This window comes from Mucilaginibacter koreensis, from assembly GCF_054783355.1.
The window spans coordinates 2,644,034-2,665,069 of sequence record NZ_BAAGQS010000001.1 but is presented as its reverse complement, the minus strand read 5'-3'; the positions used below and the strand labels follow the sequence as shown (position 1 = coordinate 2,665,069).

Below are 21,036 nucleotides of genomic sequence, written 5' to 3'. Positions count from 1 at the left end.
GCTGCTCAGTTAAATTATAAGGGGAATAATTATGCAGTATAATCACTACCTGGCGGTAGCAGCAGTACCGATGGCCTGTAATGCTCGCTTCAGCATTTAACAAATGAGAGCCGCCTTTACTAGGGCTGCAAGTAAATTCTATTAATTCTTAAACTATATTATGAGAAAAAAAATTACTCTACTTATTTCAATACTCATGACCTGTACCTTCCTCGCGTTAGGTCAGGATCGTGTTATTAAGGGAACTGTAAAAGATAACAAGGGGCTGGGAGTTCCCGGTGCCAGCGTTCGGGTGGTGGGTACGCCACGTGGGGTAGCTACAGACATTAGCGGTAACTATACCATCACAGCAGCTGCTAACAGCGTTTTAAGCTTTTCCAGTGTTAGCTATAACACAGTTCAAATACCAGTTAATAATCAGACAACAATTAACGTTGTTTTAAAAGATGATGGAAAGCAACTCAGTGATGTAGTAGTGATAGGCTACGGTACCCGGCAAAAGCGCGACGTTACCGGTGCAATTTCCAGCGTTAAAGCAACGCAACTGGAGAATGAAAACCCTGCCAGTGTTACTGATATTTTGAAAGGTAATATTCCGGGTATTAACGTAGCCATGAATACCTCACCAAAAGGAGGCGGTAGCGGTGATCTTTTGGTGAGGGGTAAAACTTCACTCACTGCCAATACAACTCCGTTGATAGTGTTAGACGGTGTGTTTTACCAAGGGCAACTTGCAGACATAAACCCAAATGATATTGAAACTATTGACGTGTTAAAAGATGCAAGTGCTTTAGCCGTATATGGTTCTAAATCTGCAGCAGGCGTAGTGGCAATTACCACCAAGAAAGGCAGCTCGGTTAACGGGACGCCGACCATTACGTTTAATGCCAACACTGGTATTGCACAACTGGAAAGGCAGCAAAAGGTTTATGACCCGCAAGGCTTTTTAAACTGGCGGGCTGATGTGCAACGCGCTAACAACACCAGTTTGCCCAGCTATCAATTTACAGATCCGCGCCAGTTGCCGGCAGGTGTAACCGTTGCACAATGGCTGGCACTAACCGGAGCCACCGGCGATCCTGTTGACCAATGGCTGACCCGTTTGGGTTTGGTAGGTAACGAACGGGCTAATTACTTTGCCGGTAATACCATTGACTGGGCCGATAAAGTATTTCGTAATGGCTTGCGTCAGGATTATACCATCAGTTTATCCGGCCGTAACGAAACCATGAATTATTACATGTCTGGTAACTACGTTAAAAATCAGAACTTAATTGAAGGCGGGCAATATGAAAACTACCGCGTACGGGTAAACCTGGAAGGTAAAGCCTCTAAGTTTTTAACTTTGGGTATTAGTTCTCAGTTTGCCTCGAGAAATGAAGGTGCAATTGAGGCCGACTGGACACAGATTGTGAACAACTCGCCTTACGGTGATTTTTACAAAGCCGATGGAAGTTTAAGGCGTATACCTACAGATGATAATGGTTTAAATGCCCGTAACCCCTTTCTGGATAATTACTACAACCAGCAAATGGCCGTGCAAAATACATTATTTGCTAACTTGTATGCTAAAGTGAAATTACCATTAGGAATTCAGTATCAACTGAATTATTCGCCCGATTTGGAGTTTTACCGCAATTTCTACTTCAATTCTCCGGCTAATCCTAATGTAACCATCCCTGGCGGCTCGGCTACCCGCTCCATGGAAAACAGGTATAAATATACCATTGACCATTTGGTTACCTGGAACAAAACTATTGGTATTCACAACATTGATGTTACCTTGTTAGCAGAGCAAGAGAAATACCAATCATGGTATACCAGCGATGGTAATCAGGGCTTCAGCCCAACGGCAGATTTGAGCTATCATAACATTGGTGCCGGTATATTGCCTACTGTAAGTAGTGATGACCGCCTTGTTACTGCTAATGCATTAATGGCTCGGGTCAATTATTCATTATTAGGGCGTTATTTGCTTACTGCATCAGTAAGGCGAGATGGTTACTCGGCATTTGGTCAAAATCATCCTTACGCGACCTTCCCGGCCGTAGCATTGGGCTGGGTATTTACCGATGAAAATTTTGCAAAAGAAAGTAAATACTTCAACTGGCTTAATTATGGTAAACTTCGCCTGAGCTATGGCGTTAATGGTAACCGCGATTTGCAATCTGACGGTACTTATAACCCCACTGTAGCTCTTCCTCTTTTAAACACAGGTAAATATCCTGTTATTAATGGTAGTGGGGTTGCAACTGCAGGTAACACGATTGTAGTAAATAATATCCCAAATCCAAATTTAAAGTGGGAGCAAACTGCTTCATTTAACCTTGGATTGGATTTGGTTATGTTAAATAACCGACTTACCGGTAGTATAGATGTTTATCACAAGAAAACTACCGACTTACTGGTAAATCGTAGTCTTTCGAGTGTACAAGGATATTTTCAATCTAATTTCATCTCAAACATCGGGCAGTTAGATAATAACGGACTGGAACTTACTCTTACCAGCAAAAATATTCAAAGCAGTAATTTTAGCTGGAGTACCACTGCAAACTTTTTCTTTAACCGCAATAAATTGGTGCATCTGTATGGAACAAGAACTACTACTGATGCCAATGGCAATACCATTACAACAGAAGCAGATGATCCGGCAAATAACTGGTTTATCGGCCGCGATATTAACGTGGTATGGGATTACAAAGTACTGGGTGTATGGCAAACCGATGAAAAAGCACAGGCTGCACTTTACGGTGCTACCCCAGGCGATTTCAAACTGGAAAAAGTAGTAAACACCGGCCCTAACCAGTACAAATACACCAATGATGATAAGCAATTTTTAGGCTACACTAATCCACGTTACAACTGGTCTTTACGCAATGATTTCCATTTCCTGAAAAACTTTGATTTTTCGTTCTTACTGGTGTCAAGTTTGGGTCAGTTAAGGCAATTTAATCAGGCAAAAAACAATCCCGGCAGTGTGGGCAATCAGCGCCAAAGCTCATATGTATATCCATACTGGACAGCTGACAACCCGATTAACGATTTTGCCCGTTTAAATTCCGGTTCAAGTGGCACATCTTATAATATCTGGCGCAAATCATCATTTGTACGCTTAAATACAGTATCGATTGCTTACAATTTGCCAAAGAGCTTGGTAACGCGCCTGCATATGCAAAATTTAAAGGTGTATGCCAATGCAAACAATGCTTACGTAGCCACAGGCTGGAACTATTGGGATCCGGAAAACTCAGGGCCAACCCCACGTTATATTTCGGCAGGTATCAACGCTACCTTCTAAGTATCACTTAAACTAAAAGAATTAAAGATGAAAAAAATATATAGAACATCTGTACTTGCAATGAGCGTCAGCCTGTTGATAAGTGTTAATGGCTGTAAGCGGAGTTATTTAAATCCGCAGTCGCTTTCTAAATTCACGCCCGATGTTTCATTAACTACACCCGGCGCAGTACAAGGCGCCTTGGAACAAATTAATACAATTGTTCGTGGCGAATATTTTGGAGACTCAGCGCCAATGATTACAGAATCGCTTTTTTCTGACGTGGCCGTTGATGGTACCACCGATAAAACAACCAATGCCCAGGATCTGAACGTGCGCATTACCCCTACGGCTCAGTTGAATGATAATGATTACAATAAAATAGGTTGGTATTGGCAAAATTGGTATAGAGGTATACAAGAGGCTAATGTCATTATCACTCGTATTGATAACATTAGTTGGGGATCTGCTTCCGACCGAAACTCTGCACTAAGCCAGGCGTATTTTTACCGTGCCTATTGTTACTATAGGCTTTGTAATGAATTTGGGGATGTGCCATTGATTTTAAAAGAAGAAACCGAGCCCAATACCAGCTATTTTTCTACTAAAAGAGATGTGATTTTAGGGAAAATGAAAACTGACTTGGATTATGCTTTTGCCAATGTAAGCAATAGTGTAAATATAGGCGATGTAAGCAAGGGCGCTATCGGGCACTTGCTCACCAAGGTAGATTTGGCGTTAGGGAAGTTTGATGATGCAATTACAGTATCAACAAGTGTAATTAGTGGCAGTAAATATAGGCTGATGACCAGTCGTTTTGGTAGTACCGGTGGTGATGCCACCAAAAATGTGATCTGGGACTTACACCGCCCTGATAACAAAGCTATTGGCGCCAATACGGAGGCCCTGTATGTGGTTTTAGACCGCGAGAATCTGGATGGTGCCATTTCGTTCGGTTCGCAGCTGATGCGTAACTGTACGCCGTTTTATGCTAATGCCAATATTATTCTTACCCCAAATAAAAAGGCAGGTATGACGGATGCGGTTAACGCTGAGTTTCCGCTCTCGCTTTACTATGGCCGTGGTATTGGCCGCTATCGGGGCACACCTTACAGTACCAAGTACATCTGGACAGATAATACCGACCTGCGCCACGCCCCGGGTAACTGGATGAACATGACGGATTTGGTTTATAACAATCCTGCCCTTAAAACATCTGACCCTACCTGGTATGGCAAACATTTGGTGCAGTATACTGCTGCAACAGTGGGTACTGCGTTCCAAAATGGTGCTAAGGATACCATTCGTAACTGGTTTGGCTGGCCGCATTACAAGGTATTCATCAGCTCTACCAACATTGCTACCGACAAATATTGGAGCCCACCGCGTGGTACGAATACTGATTGGTATGTATTCCGCCTGGCAGAAACCTATTTGCTGAGAGCCGAAGCTTATGTATGGAAAGGCAACCTGGCCCTGGCCATGGCAGACTTAAATACAGTTCGTGCCCGTGCCCAAGCCCAGCTATTAACCGATCCGAACGCTGTTAATATTGGTACAGTATTGGATGAGCGTGCAAGAGAGCTGTATTGGGAAGAACCGCGTAAAACAGAACTTACCCGTATTGCTTATATCTATGCACTTACAGGGCAGCCTTCCTATAAAGGAAAGTCATATAGCTTGTCCAACTTCTCTGCCTCAAACTTTTTCTATGACCGTATTATGGAAAAAAATGATTTTTACAACAAAGGGGTAGTGACTAATTCAGGTAACACTTATACCATGTCGCCTTATCACGTGTTGTGGCCTATTCCCAATAATGATATTTTGCTTAATATCAACGGGCATATTAATCAAAACGTTGGTTATAGCGGATCAGAATCTAATGTGCCGCCATTAGATAAAATACCTTAATGTTGCCTCCGGGATAGTTTTAAATATGTTTTTATTGGTTAGTGCATGCAGCTAAAAGCTGCATGCACTTTTTATTTATATTATTTATAAGGGGTTGATAAGGGTATATCTGTCCGATTCTATGTTTGTAGCTTATATAGATTCCTTGAAAAGTTTAAAATTTATAGGAAATCATAGCTCATTTCAAGATCAAAGATTTTTGAAAATATGTTGAAGCAGGCAGTACTGAATTGGTTAAATGGGATTAGCTGAACAATAATAATGTTCTGAAATGCAATCGGTTACCAAGTGAGATGAACGAAACAACAGTCAATAGTGAGTTGGCATTATGTATGCTGTTAAGCATACATTTAACTTATTGAACTGACTTAGCAAGTGAATTTAAGTCAAATATGCGGAGAGGGAGGTTCTTTTCTTCGAGTATTCACCTGTATACATCTGTAAAAGGTTATAAACAATAATGTATGACCCTACATGGATGATCAGCAATCAATTATTCAGTTGTGAAATGATGTAAAATATTGATAAACAAAGGATTGTATGAAATCTTGTATGGACATACAAAATACATAATATGTAGGGAAAGCGTGCTAAATGGCAAATAGAATATATAATATAATTTATATTTTTAAAGGCCGATTTATCACAATCAATGCTTAACAAAAAATCATTATCAGAAAGAGACATTTGCACAAAGTTTATTACTCCAGCATTGGAAGATGCAAAATGGAATATAGAACTGCAAGTACTTGAAGAGGTGTTTTTTACCGATGGTAAAATTTATGTTCGTGGAAAATTTACTGCGCGAGGGAAAAGAAAAAGAGCTGATTACATTCTTTACTATAAGCCTAATATACCGGTAGCCATTATAGAGGCGAAAGACAATAACCATTCTATAAGAGCAGGTATTCAACAAGGCTTGGATTATGCTAGAATATTAGATATTCCTTGCGTTTTTAGTAGCAACGGAGATGGCTTTTTATTTCATGACCGCACTGCTACTGACGGTAATATTGAGACCGAATTAGACTTAAACAGTTTTCCTTCTCCCCAACAACTTTGGGAGAAATACAAAAAATATAAAGGTATTGAAACAGAAGAAGCTGAGAAGATTGCTTCACAGGAGTATCATTTTGATAATACAAACAGGAAACCAAGGTACTACCAGCAAATAGCCATAAATAAAACGGTTGAAGCGATAGCTAAAGGTCAAAACCGAATTCTTCTTGTAATGGCAACGGGTACAGGGAAAACCTATACCGCATTTCAAATTGCATACAGATTATGGAAGAGTGGAGCTAAGAAAAGAATCTTATTTCTAGCAGATAGAACCGCATTGGTTGATCAAACGCGAAGAGGTGACTTTAAGCATTTCAAAGGTGCGATGACTGTAATTAAAAAAAAGGTCGTGGTCAATCAAGATGGAAAGGAAGAGCTTATTTCAACCCTTAAAAGAGGCATCGATTCCGCGGATAAAGCATTTGAAATTTTTCTTGGGTTATATCAAGGATTAAGTAATTCTGATCCAGCTATGCAGGATGCCTACAAAGATTTCTCTCCAAGCTTTTTTGATCTGGTCATTATTGATGAGTGTCATAGAGGTAGCGCTAAAGATGATAGCAACTGGCGGGAGATCTTAAATTATTTCAAAGGAGCAACACATATTGGCTTAACTGCTACACCTAAAGAAACAACTCAAGCCAGCAACACTGAATACTTTGGGAGTCCAATTTATACCTATTCATTAAGACAAGGGATTGATGATGGCTTCTTAGCTCCTTATCGTGTAGTTAGGGTTGGATTGAATGTTGATGCTGAAGGTTGGCGACCTGAACAGGGTAAAACAGACAAAGTTGGTAATGAGGTCGAAGATAGAATTTACAATCGTAGCGACTTCGACCGTAAGTTAGTAATCGATGAGAGGACTGATACTATAGCGGAAAAAATAACCGAGTTTTTGGAAGGTTATGATCAATTTGCGAAAACTATAGTTTTTTGCGTAGATATAGATCATGCTGAACGAATGCGAACCGCTTTAGCCAAGCATAATCCCGATCTAGTAGCAGCAAATTATAAGTACATAATGCAAATCACAGGTGATAATGCAGAAGGTAAGCGTGAATTAGACAATTTTATCAATCCTGAAGAAAAATATCCTGTCATTGCTACCACCTCCGAATTAATGACTACAGGTGTAGATGCCCAAACTTGTAAAGTCATAGTCCTGGACACTGTTATTAATTCAATGACTAAGTTTAAGCAAATCATTGGCAGAGGTACGCGGATAAATGAAGAATATGGAAAACTTTACTTCACAATACTGGATTTTAGAAATGCGACTGATAATTTTGCCGACCCTGCTTTTGATGGAGACCCAATACGGATTAAGCCAGTAACAGAAGAAACGGACTTAGGTAATGTCATTGACGAAGAAGAGGAAATAACGGATCCAATTATTGATACCGAAACAGGTGAAGAAATTAGGATTGAACGTCCGAAGATAAGAACGCTAAGTCCTGAAGATGACGGTGTAACTACACCATCGCGAAGAGAAAAAATTTACGTAAACGGTGTAGATGTTTCTGTTTTAATTAGTCGCGAACTTCACTTTGATCAACACGGTCGGCCCATAACTACAAGCTTAAAAGATCATACTAAGCAAATTATAACAGGGCAATTTGCTTCTTTAGACGAATTTTTAAATAAATGGGGTGCTACAGATCGCAAGGAAGCAATTATTGCTGAATTAGAAGAGCAAGGCGTTTTGATTGAGGCATTATATTCAGCTGTTGACAAACAGGTCGATTTGTTTGATTTAATTTGCCATGTAGCTTATGATCAGCCTCCATTGACAAGAAAAGAACGGGCAAATAATGTAAAAAAGCGTAATTATTTTACTAAGTATGGTGAGCAGGCCAGAATGGTTTTGGAGGCGTTGCTTGAAAAGTATGCTGATCAGGGTATCGAAAACATGGAAAACATTACGATTCTTACTATACCGCCACTTAATGAGTTAGGTTCCGTTACTGAAATAATGAAGATATTCGGAAATCGTGAGCAATACGATATAGCCATTAAAGATCTAGAACGAGAATTATACAGTGTAGCGTGATGACTATCAAATTAGGAACATTAAAGAATATTGATCTTAGAAGTGTTTGGGGGCACGAAGCTTTACACTTTACCAGATGGCTAGCCAAAGATGAAAACATAGGTTTGCTTGCTGATGAATTGGACATTGATTTAGAAAATATAAAACCTGAAGAATCAGCTGGAAGATATACTGCAGATATTTTAGCTGATGATGCTATCTCTAAGCGAAAGGTGATCATAGAGAATCAACTAGAAGCAACAGACCATAAACATTTAGGGCAAATATTGACTTATGCTTCAGCTCATGATGCCGGTATTATCATTTGGATAGTTAAAGACTACACAGAAGAACATAAACAAGCTATTGATTGGCTCAACCGACATATGCCGGAAGAAATTTCATTTTTTCTGGTGCAAATTGAGCTTTGGCAGATCGGATCATCTGATCCTGCACCTAAGTTTAATATTATTTCTCAACCAAATAATTGGGCAAAAACTATAAAAAATGCTTCTTCCTCAGAAAAGGGTAGCCCTTCGGAGCTTAAATTGTTTCAGCAAAAGTTTTGGCAATGCCTCAAAGATTACGTTGATAAGCTAGAGGTAAAAACATTAGTTAATTATGGAAGAACTCCAAGGCCTCAACATTGGTATGACATTAGTTTTGGAACGTCCAAAGCTCTTATATCGTTGACGTTTAACTCTAAACAAAATCAAATTGGTTGTGAATTATATATAAAAAATGATGAAAGTATATATGAAGCAATCAAACAGCATAGGGGGCCAATAGAGCAATCTTTAGGTGACGACATCCAATTTATGGATTTGCCAGAAAGCGCAGCCTTTAGAGTAATAAAATACTATTCGTGTAATCCATTAGATGAAGCAAAATGGAACGAATATTTTCTATGGCTTAATAAGAATGCAGAAAAATTTCAAAAGACCTTCAAAAAATATTTTTAATGAGCAATATAGGCGGTGTAATTAAATCAATCAGAGATATTTTTAGAAAAGATCCTGGTCTAAGTGGCGATGCACAACGCATTGAGCAGTTGGGTTGGATGATCTTTTTGAAGCTGTTTGATGATAAAGACCAAGAAAAGGAGATACTTGACAAAATATAAATCACCAATCCCTACAGACTTACAATGGAGGAACTGGGCTGCTGATGATGAGGGTATAACAGGTGAAGCATTGATTAACTTTATTAACAACCGCTTGTTCCCAGAGCTAAAGAATCTTACTATTTCAACAGAAAATAGGCTGGGAATTATAATCCGTCAAATTTTTGATGGCACTAATAATTATATGAAAAGTGGAACTACTTTTCGCCAGGCGGTTAATAAACTCAATAAAATAGATTTCAACAATAGCAAAGAACACCATGTTTTTAATGTGATATATGAGGAAATATTGCAGGGATTAGCCACTAAAAAGGATACAGGAGAGTTTTATACGCCCAGAGCGGTAACCCAATTTATTGTAGATATGGTTAATCCTAAATTGGGTGAGAAAATTGCGGACCCTGCACTTGGAACCGCAGGGTTCCTTGTATGCTGTATTGAGCATTTACGTAAGCAACTAAAAACTGTTGCTGATCGTCAAATTCTGCAGGAGTCCATAACCGGTACAGAGTTGAAGCCTTTACCTTTCATGCTGGCTGTGGTTAACTTGATTACGCATGATATTGCAATACCTCAAATACAAAACGATGATGCGTTAAGTCATGAATTAACTTCTATAAAACAAAAAGATCATGTCGATATCATTGTTGCTAATCCCCCTTTTGGTGGTGTAGTAGGTGATGGAATGGAAACTAATTTCCCTTTAAATTACCGCACAAAGGAAAGTGCTGATCTTTTTCTTATCCTTTTTATTCAAATGCTTAAAGAAGGTGGAAGGGCTGGGATTGTATTACCGGATGGAAGTTTGACTGGCGATGGCGTGAAACAACGGGTACGTCAAAAGTTATTGGAGGATTGTAATGTGCATACAATAATCAGGTTACCACAATCCGTTTTTGCACCTTATGCCACTGTAAACACCAACTTGATTTTTTTTGAAAGAGGAAAACCAACAAAAGAAATTTGGTACTACGAACATACTTTGCCTGAAGGGCAAAAAGCATATAGCAAAACTAAACCTATTCGTATCGAAGAGTTTGAGCCAATAAAAGCGTGGTGGAAAGATCGAATAGAAAGTGAAGTGGCTTGGAAGGTAAATATACAAACCATTAGCGAACGCAAGTTTGATTTGGACATTAAAAATCCAAATAAGATTGTAGAAGAAGTTGCTTACGACAGAAAGGCAATCATCACTAAAATTGAAAGCAATCAGTTGAAAATTTCCAACATTCTAGAGGAATTAAAATCGTTAGCATAGAATCTAGATGAACAACGAGTATTAGCAGCTATCCTGTATTTTGTATTGAATGATGGGCAACAACGCATTATCAAACGTGTAGACTTAGAGGGCGACGCACAGCAAAGTCTGCGGATGCGTTATACAGACTCGGTTCGAGAGATGCTCGTTGAAAACGAAGAATTGCATTTGATGCCGCTTTCTGAGGCGGATGAGCGGCGAAATGCCTTCTATAGTTATGATTTGGAGCAACCAATCGATAGCTTAAACGTGATGAAAGAGGTTCTGCAAAATAATATCCTTGAGCAATTTCGGTTTGACCATGATAATTTGGCGAACTTGGAAGGATTTATCATTGTGATTGGCGATGAAGCACACCGGGTTGTTCTGTATAAAAAAAATTACCCGGTAAATATTTTACAAAGGGATAGGTTTTTACTGGTACCTATTTCCAACACACGTTTTGTACCTGCCGCACAAGATGCCATTGTACTCGATAAAAAATTTGATTTCATGTTGGTTGAAGATGAGTTGTTTGTAATTAAACTGTCTACCCTAAAAAGATCATTCGGTTACGAAGCTGCAATCATGGGCCAGGCGCAACAAACGATCGCGATTATTCAAAACATTGCGCTGCTGGCGGATATTCAGCCTTTGTTGGATTTAGCTACCCAATTGACAAATGCGAAGAAGCTGGTGAAGGTAAGACGCTCTCCTGTGCTTCGGGTGCCGACTGCCAACGGGATCAACTTCATTAGAAACCATCCTAAGCTAACTGGGCGAATCCATTTCAACGCCGATGAGACACAGATATCACTGGATACTGGGGTTTCAAAAAGACTATTTCTTAAATTGCTTAACGACGACTACCTATTCTCACAACTGACGGAACTGCAATATGACACAATCGCCAAAGATGAAGTTGTGTAATAGGCGACCTACGTGGCTGGCGGTGACTATGATGGCCATCAGCAAGGCATCCGGGCTATGAAATCAGGATAAGCTTTAGTATATTTGAGCTTATGCCTCAGTGATTCAAAATAATCTTAATAAGAATAACTGAACAGCATCTGGTAGTCGACAATCAATTTAAAAGTTAGTATTGACCGTGAACTATTAGTGCTATTTTATTTTGCAATAAATGTTTTTTTTGTTAACTTAATATCAATCATGTGGATTTAAACAGTCTCAAATTAAAGTGAGTTCTTGGTGAGTCAATTTTAAAAACGGCTGATAAAATATTGACAGTGAGATGAGAAGAAATTTGGTTCGAGTTCTGTCCATGCCTTTTGATTTGCTTCGTGGTTTCAACTGGTCAAACTACTTTTAGATAGCCATTATCCTTTTTTATTATTCCATTATACTCTGCAAGTTTAATGGCCTCTATTAACAGCTGCTTCATTTCTTCAGTTACTCTGCTAAACCCAAACAATTTGGCAACTAGGTTGGCAGCACCTTCGTTCGTAATGGCGACAGCCTCAGACACGACTTGCTTTATCGCCAAATTGATTTCTTCCGGTGCAATCATCTGCAACCTTTTTGAACTAGCCGGAAGTTGGCTACGATTTCGAACTACAGGTTCATCCATTTCATTAAGCCAAAGGAAGTCACCTTTTATTCTAATCAACGCGTTTTGCTCGCTGTATTTACACGCTTGGGTAAGCGTATATTTTATGCGTGATCCTATTTTTAATACGCCAGCTGCTTCCACCATTCGCCGGGCCATTTCATCAAAATGCACAGGACTCTCTACTTTTACCACTTCGCTGATCCAGGTGGACAAATTTCCGAAGGAATGCAAATGCATTTCCAAATGACCGATAGCCGCTGGCAGCGTCGCTTGCTGATAATAAGTGATCTGAGTTTTTACTTCTTCAACCTTTTCACGCGTTAATAACTGCTTTTCTTCTTCGTAAACTTTCGTTTCCTGGTCTATTGTAGCGGTCAAGGCTTTAGCTTGTTCTATAGCTACAATCAACCGCTTTAATTCACGTTCAGGGTTTCGATACCAGTCCGTGCTCCACACGCGATAGATATTCCAGCCAAACATTTTCAGCACCTGCTCACGCAAGCGGTCACGGTCAGTTGCAGATCTCGCCTTGGCATAGTTCTGGCCGTCACATTCAATTCCTATGATATAACGTCCCGGATTATGTTCGTCGACAACTGTAAGGTCAAGGTAAAAACCAGTTGATCCGACTTTGCTTCTAACAACGTAACCCAGTGCGTTCAATTGCTTGAACACCTCGTCTTCAAAAGGCCTGGTATCTGTTGCTATTGGTTCACTGCTGTGCTCGAATTTTGCATATTGTGCGAAATACAAGAAACTTTTTAATGCGCGAATACCAAACCTCGCATTATCTCCCACGAGGATATCCGCGGAAGTGATATTGGTAAAGACCTCACAACGCATCTTCGCCCTGGTGATCAATACATTTAGCCTGCGCTCGCCGCCCTCATTGTTTAATGGGCCAAAGCTCATAGGTACGGTACCGTTATCTATGCGTCCATATCCGATACTTATGTAAATGACATCTCGCTCATCGCCCTGAACGTTCTCTAAATTCTTAATGAAAAAGGGCTCATGTGGGTGACTCTTAAAGAAGGATTCCACGTTTGGATCTTGGCGGCGTTGCACTTCTAATGCTGCTTGTATGGCCTGCATCTGTGAAGTACTGAAAGCCACAACCCCCAAGCTCAATTCAGGAGATTGCCTGGCATGTGCTATAACGGCCTGCGCAACTCTTTCAGCCTCTATAGGATTGGTGCGTGTTTTACCCCGATCATAGACAGCATCTGCAAGATGATGGAAGCGCAATCCTAAGCTTTGCCGTGAACCCGGACTTGGGAATATCACCAGTTTATTCTCGTAAAACTCATGGTTAGATAAGGTGATGAGCGATTCATGCCGGCTGCGATAATGCCACTTCAACATGCTGCTTGGAGCACCCTGGCCGTCACACATGCCCAGGATGCTCTGCATATCGGCCGTTTGATTATCCTCATCCCCGACATCGGTATTCAGTTTGTCAAAGAAACTGGTTGGCGGCAGTTGTTTAGTATCACCAACCACGACCAGCTGCTTGCCACGCATAATAGCACCTAAAGCATCAACAGGCCGTACCTGACTGGCTTCGTCAAAAATAACCAAGTCGAACGCTATGCTTCCCGGCGGAAGAAAATTGGCAATAGACATCGGGCTCATCATCCACACAGGTTTAATCGCCTGCATAGCAGCGCCCGCTTCTTCAACTAATTTTCGTATAGGCATGTGACGAGCTCGGCGGTTAAATTCGGTTTTTAAAACATTTACCTGGCCGCCCGCATGTTGTTTAGGAATGTTTTCCCAATGTTTCAACGCAACCCGTGCCCGGTTATATACTAAATTTAGCTGGTCAAGCCGCCGGAACTGACCAATCACGCTTTCGTGGCTAACGCGCTCAAACTGGGTAAGTGCCGGGTTGAGTTTGAAGGACTGTTCAATCAGGTATTCATACCAGGTCTTCAATAAGGAGGTTTTCAATGACTGCGCCGCCTGATCCCAACTGGTTGCCAAATCAGCGAGGTATTTAAATCCGGCCTGACTTGCTGCCTGAGCCAGATTGTTCCAATCAATAGCTAGCTGAAGTTCTGCAAACCGCTCTGCGCGTTTCGACCAAAATGCCGACTGTGCACGGAAGGTCATCGCGGCGATCTCTGATTGCTTGGCGCTTTTCGACTCATTGAATTTTAGCGAAGCGAAAGCGGCTTGGCGTTGTAATTCAATATGTTGGGCAGCTTGTTTAAGCTCACTTCCAAAAGCCGCAGCAGTGCGGGCAGCATTATTCTGTTTTAAGAATTCGAATAACTGACGACTTATTCGTTTTTCAGCGAACTGTTGATGCACACCAGCAAGATATTCGGCCCCACGGCCTAGCGCTGACCACTCCGATTTTTGTTTCAACCAGCGCTTTCCAAACAATGACGCCGCCAATGGATCCAATGCAGCCATTTCAGTTTCCATACGCCTGGCTTCAGAAATCGCGTCAACAATCTCTAATCGTTCAGAAACATCGGCAGGTAGACCAACTTTTAGAAACGACGCTAGTCGCTGGTTTGCCCGGCGATAACTTCCGATGAGGAACTTGTACCACTTCTGGCCATGGGCTACTAAATTTTGTCTTATGTCCAGAATGTCCTGAGACCAGGCTTCGGGGATGAGCTTGTCTTTGTATTTCTTGTATAATGTGTCACGTGCCTGCCCTATTTCTATCAATTCACGAATATCGTGTTGCTTTAACAGCCATGTATCACTAACTAAGTCAATGCCTGCAAGATCAGGCGCTTGAGACGCTACTTCTAATTCTGTGATTAGCAAGTCCAATGAGTGATTGTCCTCGGCAGGTCTAAGGCCAGTGGATGCCTGTATGCTTTCTGACATTTCACGCAAAGCAGTAGCAGCTTGGCCAGCCTGCCGTACCTGCTCTTGAACGGGACCTTTCTCATGAGGCAGCAATACAGTAAGCTCACTTCCCCAGAACAACAAGCGTTGAGGGACGCCGATATCTTTCAACCTGGCCTGAAGACGGTCACAGATCGCTGATGCCTCCCGGACCTTCTCCGCATTCCACTGCTCAATATCAGGAATAGGTACTTTCAAGAGGTGCTGCTGACCAATTTCGGCATCAATCTGCAATAAGAAACCGATAACCTGATGAGCACTTAAACCGCTACCACTAATGCTTGCGTTAACGGCGTTGCAATATCTGTTTAATTCATCGCGGGAAACTGCTAATTGTTGTACCTCTTGTTCCAATTGGTTAATTGCAGGTCTTCCGAGTTCCATCACCCGTTTCAGCTCCTCCAACAAGTCACGTTTGTTAGCTTTATGACTATGTAGTTCCAAACAAGCTTCTCCCAACTGAATAGCATCCAGTCTGCGCTTAACTACTTCCAGCGCAGCCATTTTTTCCGCAACAAACAATACCTTTTTGCCTTGGCCGATCGCATCAGCAATAATATTGGTGATGGTTTGTGATTTTCCTGTGCCTGGAGGGCCTTGTATGACCAGATTATGACCTTCATTCACCGCTAGAATAGCCTGCATCTGTGAGCTGTCCGCATCAACTACCTTAAACAGGGCATTGGCGTTTGTTTCCTCATCCAAGTCTTTACTCTCTTCTTCGTCAGGTTGATAGTCCGATTGAAAGCCGGTTTCAAATAGTGCTAATATGTTTTCATGTAAGCCTGGCTGGTGGGCATCCGGCCATTTAGCGGTATCAAGATCGTTATAGATCATGAATTTACCGAAAGAGAAAAAGCCAAGCTCAATCTCGTCATGCTCAACACACCATAAGTCTTCCTTTGCTATATGCTCAGTTATGGAATTAAAGTATGATACCACATCCAAATCCTCAAAATCAGCTAAATCAGGAATAGATATATTGAAGTCAGCCTTCATTTTGGCCTGTAACGATAGGTTTGCCCCAATGTCGCTGCCGGTATATTTTAAACGAAAACGCTCTTGTGCGCTGGAACGTTCAAGCTCCACAGGAATGAGTAGGAGTGGCGCATAACGCGGTGTTTCTATATTACCTGCTTCATACCATTTGAGTTTGCCCAATGCCAGGTAAAGTAGATTGACGCCCTGCTCCTCAATGCTGGTACGCGCAAAGTAATAGGTATTCAGTAATTTTGTTTGAAGCTTTTGTTCGGATTCATTGGTCTGTAACTTGGTGTCATGATAAGACTCCTCAGTTGGCTGGGCCAGTTCAGGCTCTTCATCCGCATGTTCAATAATCTCTAATTGCGCTTGGGTAGTGCGCTTCTTTTCAGAAATACCTAAAAAGGTCATGGCCTTATGCTGTCTGGCCAGTATGTCAAAGATGAATTCAGATTTTTCCTGGACAATTTTTAGCCCTTTTCCTTGAGGCGTTTTATAATTGAGCAGCGGGTTTCTCAAACCAAGATCCAATAGTTCCTTACGTGAAGCTTCCAGCTTCGCTTGTATAGATTCCAGCATGTTGTGAATAAGGTCAATAATTGTTGACGGCGGTATCAAATTTAGTCGATTAAAGCAATTAAATCAACTACTGAATTCACAGACAATATAGCTTTTAAGTAATACCGAAGAGATATATGTTGATTCAATTTCCATTAAAAGCTCTTGAATGCCTATTCATGTGATAACTCATCAACTATATCCAATATAAACAACGAATAGATACCTTTGTAACACGATGATTTGCACGATATTTATATAGCTTGAATTTGTGCATTCAGTAGTTATTTACTATATTTAACTATTAAGATTTGCAATCAAAGAACATTATAAAGTTGGTGAGTGATTCGGTGAGTACGAATATGACTCCATCATAAGATATTGAAAGCAAGTAGGTTATGAATGCAGGCGTATTCCCCTACGGGTTACAAAAATCAACATCATAATGCATTAAAAGCCTGCAAAGTAATCGTTTGCTGGCTTTGTTTTTTTCGCTGGACTCCCATATTTCGCATCATTTAAGTGAGTGATCCGGTGGGTCAAAAGTGGGGCCACCCAAGAGACCTCTGATGAAAATCAGGTGCTTTTTTGTTTATTCTTTATTTTTGCTGCTACTTAGCCTGGGATTTTTGCAAGTTTTATAAATTCCCAGGTGTTTTAGGTTCGAGTTCTTTCGCCTTACCGAACAAGATTGTCTGCTTTTATCCATTACTTTGCATTCTTGACAATTTTTTGTGACATCTTATAAATAAGGAGAAACAGGCAAATTTTTTAATCAATTAAAGGTATCTTCAGCGATAAAAACACCGATATGATAAGTGAAAGTGCATTTTTGATTAATGAGGTAACTGTATGATTTGCCCATAAAAGGCTTATCTCATCTTTATATTCTAATTTTTTCTCCTCTAAACTTCACGCCCTGATACGTCCAGATAATTTCCCAGCTACTTCCATTCGGCTTGAACTCAAAGCACTCAGCTGACTTGGCATCTTCAAAAAACATCGTTTCGTTTTCTGAGAAGAGATCTGTTAACTTCTTTCCATCCTTAAAGAGTGTCAGTTTGATACCTTCTACCCTAAACTCCAGCTTTGTATGGTTAGCTTCTGCAAAGTCGTAGGTACCGGTATACCGTTTTAAAACAGCTACAGGTACAGGGGGTGCTTTCCTATTGATTTCAACAGGGAACTGGTAGGGTTTTCCCTCTATAATGTTGACCAGATCATTGATGGTTTGCTGAAAAGGGATTTCGTCATAATTAGAGAGCAGTACAAAGCTGTAGTTCAGCTGTGTATGAGTATAGATTTGCGCCCTAATACCATCCGCTCCACCATTCTTCTGAATCACACGCAAGCTGTCACTAAGAGCAGAGCGAAACGGCTCATCTTGCAGGGATCGCAGGTATAACATCAAATCGCCTGTAGTGGAATAAATCCGTGCAGTGGGAAACTCATCCGGAGTGATATTCGGTATGCGGGTAATCTTTCTGTTTTGCAATTGGTGATTCTGGGCCGGATGCTTCAGATTGGCATGACGGATAAAAAAGTGAGCGCCTGATGCATTCATATGCAACGGATCGAAAATGTACTCTTTCACACACTGCACAAAAGATTTACCGGTAAGCTTTCCAATCAGATAGTACACTACCTCATAACCCACGTTAGAGTACAAGGTACTGGTTCCGGGGGCGAATTCCAGTTTCTCCTCGCTTGCTGCCGCTATAATTTCGTCAGGTGACAACGATAATGCATGCTCAGGCTTTTTAGTAAGCTCACGCGGTAGGCCAGAGCTGTGGTGCAGGAGTTGATTGATCGTGATTTGGTTGCTGTTAGAAAAATGAGGCAGGTATTTACTTAACGTATCTGTCAGTTTTATTTTATGCTCTTCTTGCATCTTTACCAGAATGCCATAGGCCATCAGCTTGCTTACAGAGTGTATATCGAACTGGCTGGTATTATCAACGCGCAAACTGCTATGCGGATTAGTCGATAGATTGTAAGCTTTCTTCAGAACGTCCTGATCCTGATTACAGATATAAACACAGCCGTTAAACTTCTTAAGTCGTGTTAGAGCTGACAGGTACTGGTCAATACGTTTTTGTAAGTCCAAATTGGAAGACGTTATAATATCCCTTTGTTTCGTCTGACCAAATAATATGCTTATAGATAAAGTGCATACAATTGTTATTAATGAAAAGCTGCGGAAAAAGTTCATGAGATTTAAATTCATATTTATGTTAGCGTGCAAATATTATTTTATCTAATCGAACGATAGGTTAATGAAAGGTTAATGTCAGGTCAGCATCTGTTGCTGTACCATCAAACTGCCTATATTTGACTTGATGTTCAAGAACAACATTAGATTGCTTATAGCGGGTTGCGGATTGATTGTTGGTTTGTTTTGCGTGCTGCAATACCTGCTTATCATCAAAACCTACCGGCTGGAAAAGGGAAAATATGTCAGCGAAATCCGCGAGGCTATAGTCGAACATTTACGCGAACCGATAGAAAACGTGCATAGTCGAGCTGTTACCTCGATTATCGAAGTTGTAAAGGATCGTCCAGCTTTATCAAAAAATATTTTGGCTGCTATTCGTACACAAATCGCCAAAGACAACCAAGCGCAACGTTTAGCATTATCATCAGCTATCCGCAAAGTGCCGGAACTGAACCACGTGCATTACAATTTAAGCTATTTCCGCATCCTACTTTGGCAGGGTAATAACGCTGACACACTGTTATCAGACAAAGAGCTGCCGGTAGAGGTTGCTGGTGAGCATATTCTTCCGCAAAAGAGATTACTCATTAGCAATGGCGCTCAAAGCACCACTTTCGACCTTGTAAAGGCAAATGGCCAGTCCATTACCTGCACACTCGAAGTCAGTATACGACAATATGCGGACCTTGCAGACTGGCGATCACAGGCGCTGAAGCGATTAACAGCCACGTTTCTTTTAGGTGCAGGCTTGGTGATATTAATCGTACTGGTGTTGTATGGCATTATAGCGGCGCTGCTCCGGCAAAAGAAAATAGCGGATATGAAAACCGATTTTGCGCATAACATCACGCATGAACTGAAAACACCGTTAAGTACTGCCGGAATAATTATTAAAACGTTGGGAATTATAGATGCCGCAAAGGACAAAGAAGCGTTTCACCAGCAGCTTTTATCGCTGGAGAAGCAGCATAGTAAGATTGCTAAAACGGTAGATCAGGTTCTGGAAAGCGCCATGACAGGTCCGTTACATGTTAATACCGGATCTGTTGATGTTCGGGCTTGGCTGAATGACCTGGTGGATAACCAGCCCGTTGCCATGCATCAGCTGCAGATTGAGTGCAATGGTGATCAACTAATTTTTACTGACGAAACATTATTAGCAAGCATCATAGGAAACCTATTGGATAACGCAATCAAGTACAGTCAGCCAGGAACAGCAATTATAATTCGGTTTTATACGACGGGCAAGACCTGCATAGTTGAGGTAGAGGATGAAGGGGAAACTATTCCGCAGCAATACCGCTCTTATTTGTTTGACAAATTTTACAGGATACCTGAAAAGGAGGACAATCACACAGTTAAAGGTCTCGGTTTGGGCTTGTACCTCAGTCAGAAAAATGCGGCCGCACTTGGAGGACAGCTTAAATACCAGCCTACCCTTGAAGGCAATTGTTTCCAGTTAATTCTTCCTGGTAATGAAATATAGCATACTGCTTGTTGAAGATGATGAGGATTTAGCTACCCATCTGGCACAGTACCTGCAAATGCGCGCTTTTAAAGTACAGTGTGCGCGGGATGGTGTCATTGCACGCCAGTTATTATCGGAAAAAAGCTATGATTTGCTGCTGGTTGACGTGATGATGCCCAGGGAAGACGGATTTACCCTGGCCAAATACCTTACAGGCAGTCATCCGCAAGTACCTTTTCTGTTTCTAACGGCAAGAGATCAAAAGCAGGACGTACTGAAAGGCTTCGGCTTGGGTGCCGAAGATTACATCAGGAAACCTTTCGATGTGGAAGAATTGGTTTTACGCCTGCATAATATTTTAAAAAGAAGCAAGCCTGGCAAACATGATCCAGAGGTATATCAATTTGGAGCGTTTAGGTTTGCCTTTAACAATCTGTTGCTTGCCGGGCCGTTGGGTGAGAGAGCGCTTACTGAAAAGGAAGCCCTGTTATTAAAAATGCTTTCCAGCAATAAGAATAATCTGGTCAATAGAGATGATGTCTTACGTGAACTCTGGGGAGAGCCGGATTTTTTCAACGGGCGCAGCCTGGATGTATTTATCAGCCGGTTACGCAAATATCTGTCTGCCGATTCGCGCGTTCAGCTTGAAAGTATACGCGGAGTCGGTTTTAGGCTGAATGAGGACTGCTGAACTTAATATTCTTGAAATTATTTTTATCAACGCCATGTAT

General features: G+C 41.1%; 10 protein-coding genes and 1 pseudogene. 9 read left to right on the top strand and 2 right to left on the bottom strand.

Going from position 1 to position 21,036, the window contains the following annotated elements; all coding sequences use genetic code 11:
• The first annotated feature begins 196 nt into the window (after positions 1-196).
• From ACYVNW_RS12070 to kwaB, 7 genes and pseudogenes are all read left to right on the top strand, one after another.
• Positions 197-3,298 (top strand): SusC/RagA family TonB-linked outer membrane protein, encoded by a 3,102-nt coding sequence (locus tag ACYVNW_RS12070; RefSeq protein WP_460680122.1) that lies wholly within the window; start codon positions 197-199, stop codon positions 3,296-3,298.
• Between the two features lie 27 nt (positions 3,299-3,325).
• Positions 3,326-5,191 (top strand): RagB/SusD family nutrient uptake outer membrane protein, encoded by a 1,866-nt coding sequence (locus tag ACYVNW_RS12065; protein ID WP_460680121.1) that lies wholly within the window; start codon positions 3,326-3,328, stop codon positions 5,189-5,191.
• A gap of 652 nt (positions 5,192-5,843) precedes the next feature.
• Entirely contained in the window at positions 5,844-8,303 is a 2,460-nt protein-coding gene (hsdR, locus tag ACYVNW_RS12060; protein WP_460680120.1) for an EcoAI/FtnUII family type I restriction enzme subunit R, read from the top strand.
• Complete coding sequence (locus tag ACYVNW_RS12055; RefSeq protein ID WP_460680119.1) at positions 8,303-9,244, top strand: DUF4268 domain-containing protein; 942 nt, start codon at positions 8,303-8,305, stop codon at positions 9,242-9,244. The genes hsdR and ACYVNW_RS12055 overlap by 1 nt, the downstream gene beginning before the upstream one ends.
• The gene (locus ACYVNW_RS12050) at positions 9,244-9,405 is read left to right on the top strand and encodes a type I restriction-modification system subunit M N-terminal domain-containing protein (RefSeq protein WP_460680118.1); all 162 of its coding nucleotides are present in this window, start codon (positions 9,244-9,246) and stop codon (positions 9,403-9,405) included. The genes ACYVNW_RS12055 and ACYVNW_RS12050 overlap by 1 nt, the downstream gene beginning before the upstream one ends.
• A complete protein-coding gene (locus tag ACYVNW_RS12045) occupies positions 9,392-10,663 on the top strand; it encodes an HsdM family class I SAM-dependent methyltransferase (protein ID WP_460680117.1) in 1,272 nt (423 codons plus the stop codon). Before ACYVNW_RS12050 ends, ACYVNW_RS12045 begins: the two co-directional genes overlap by 14 nt.
• A 24-nt stretch (positions 10,664-10,687) precedes the next feature.
• Positions 10,688-11,572: pseudogene (gene kwaB, locus ACYVNW_RS12040) on the top strand (anti-phage protein KwaB); the annotation flags it as partial.
• A gap of 385 nt (positions 11,573-11,957) precedes the next feature.
• Here the strand turns inward: kwaB and ACYVNW_RS12035 are convergent.
• Both ACYVNW_RS12035 and ACYVNW_RS12030 read right to left on the bottom strand, forming a co-directional pair.
• On the bottom strand, positions 11,958-16,643 hold the full coding sequence (locus tag ACYVNW_RS12035; RefSeq protein ID WP_460680116.1) for a DUF3320 domain-containing protein: 4,686 nt from the start codon (positions 16,641-16,643) through the stop codon (positions 11,958-11,960).
• An 862-nt stretch (positions 16,644-17,505) separates the two neighbouring features.
• A complete protein-coding gene (locus ACYVNW_RS12030; protein WP_460681014.1) occupies positions 17,506-18,834 on the bottom strand; it encodes a serine hydrolase domain-containing protein in 1,329 nt (442 codons plus the stop codon).
• A 127-nt stretch (positions 18,835-18,961) separates the two neighbouring features.
• Here ACYVNW_RS12030 and ACYVNW_RS12025 point away from each other — a divergent pair, with 127 nt between their 5' ends.
• Both ACYVNW_RS12025 and ACYVNW_RS12020 read left to right on the top strand, forming a co-directional pair.
• The gene (locus tag ACYVNW_RS12025) at positions 18,962-20,323 is read left to right on the top strand and encodes a sensor histidine kinase (protein ID WP_460680115.1); all 1,362 of its coding nucleotides are present in this window, start codon (positions 18,962-18,964) and stop codon (positions 20,321-20,323) included.
• Complete coding sequence (locus ACYVNW_RS12020) at positions 20,313-20,996, top strand: response regulator transcription factor (RefSeq protein ID WP_460680114.1); 684 nt, start codon at positions 20,313-20,315, stop codon at positions 20,994-20,996. The genes ACYVNW_RS12025 and ACYVNW_RS12020 overlap by 11 nt, the downstream gene beginning before the upstream one ends.
• Positions 20,997-21,036 lie beyond the last annotated feature (40 nt).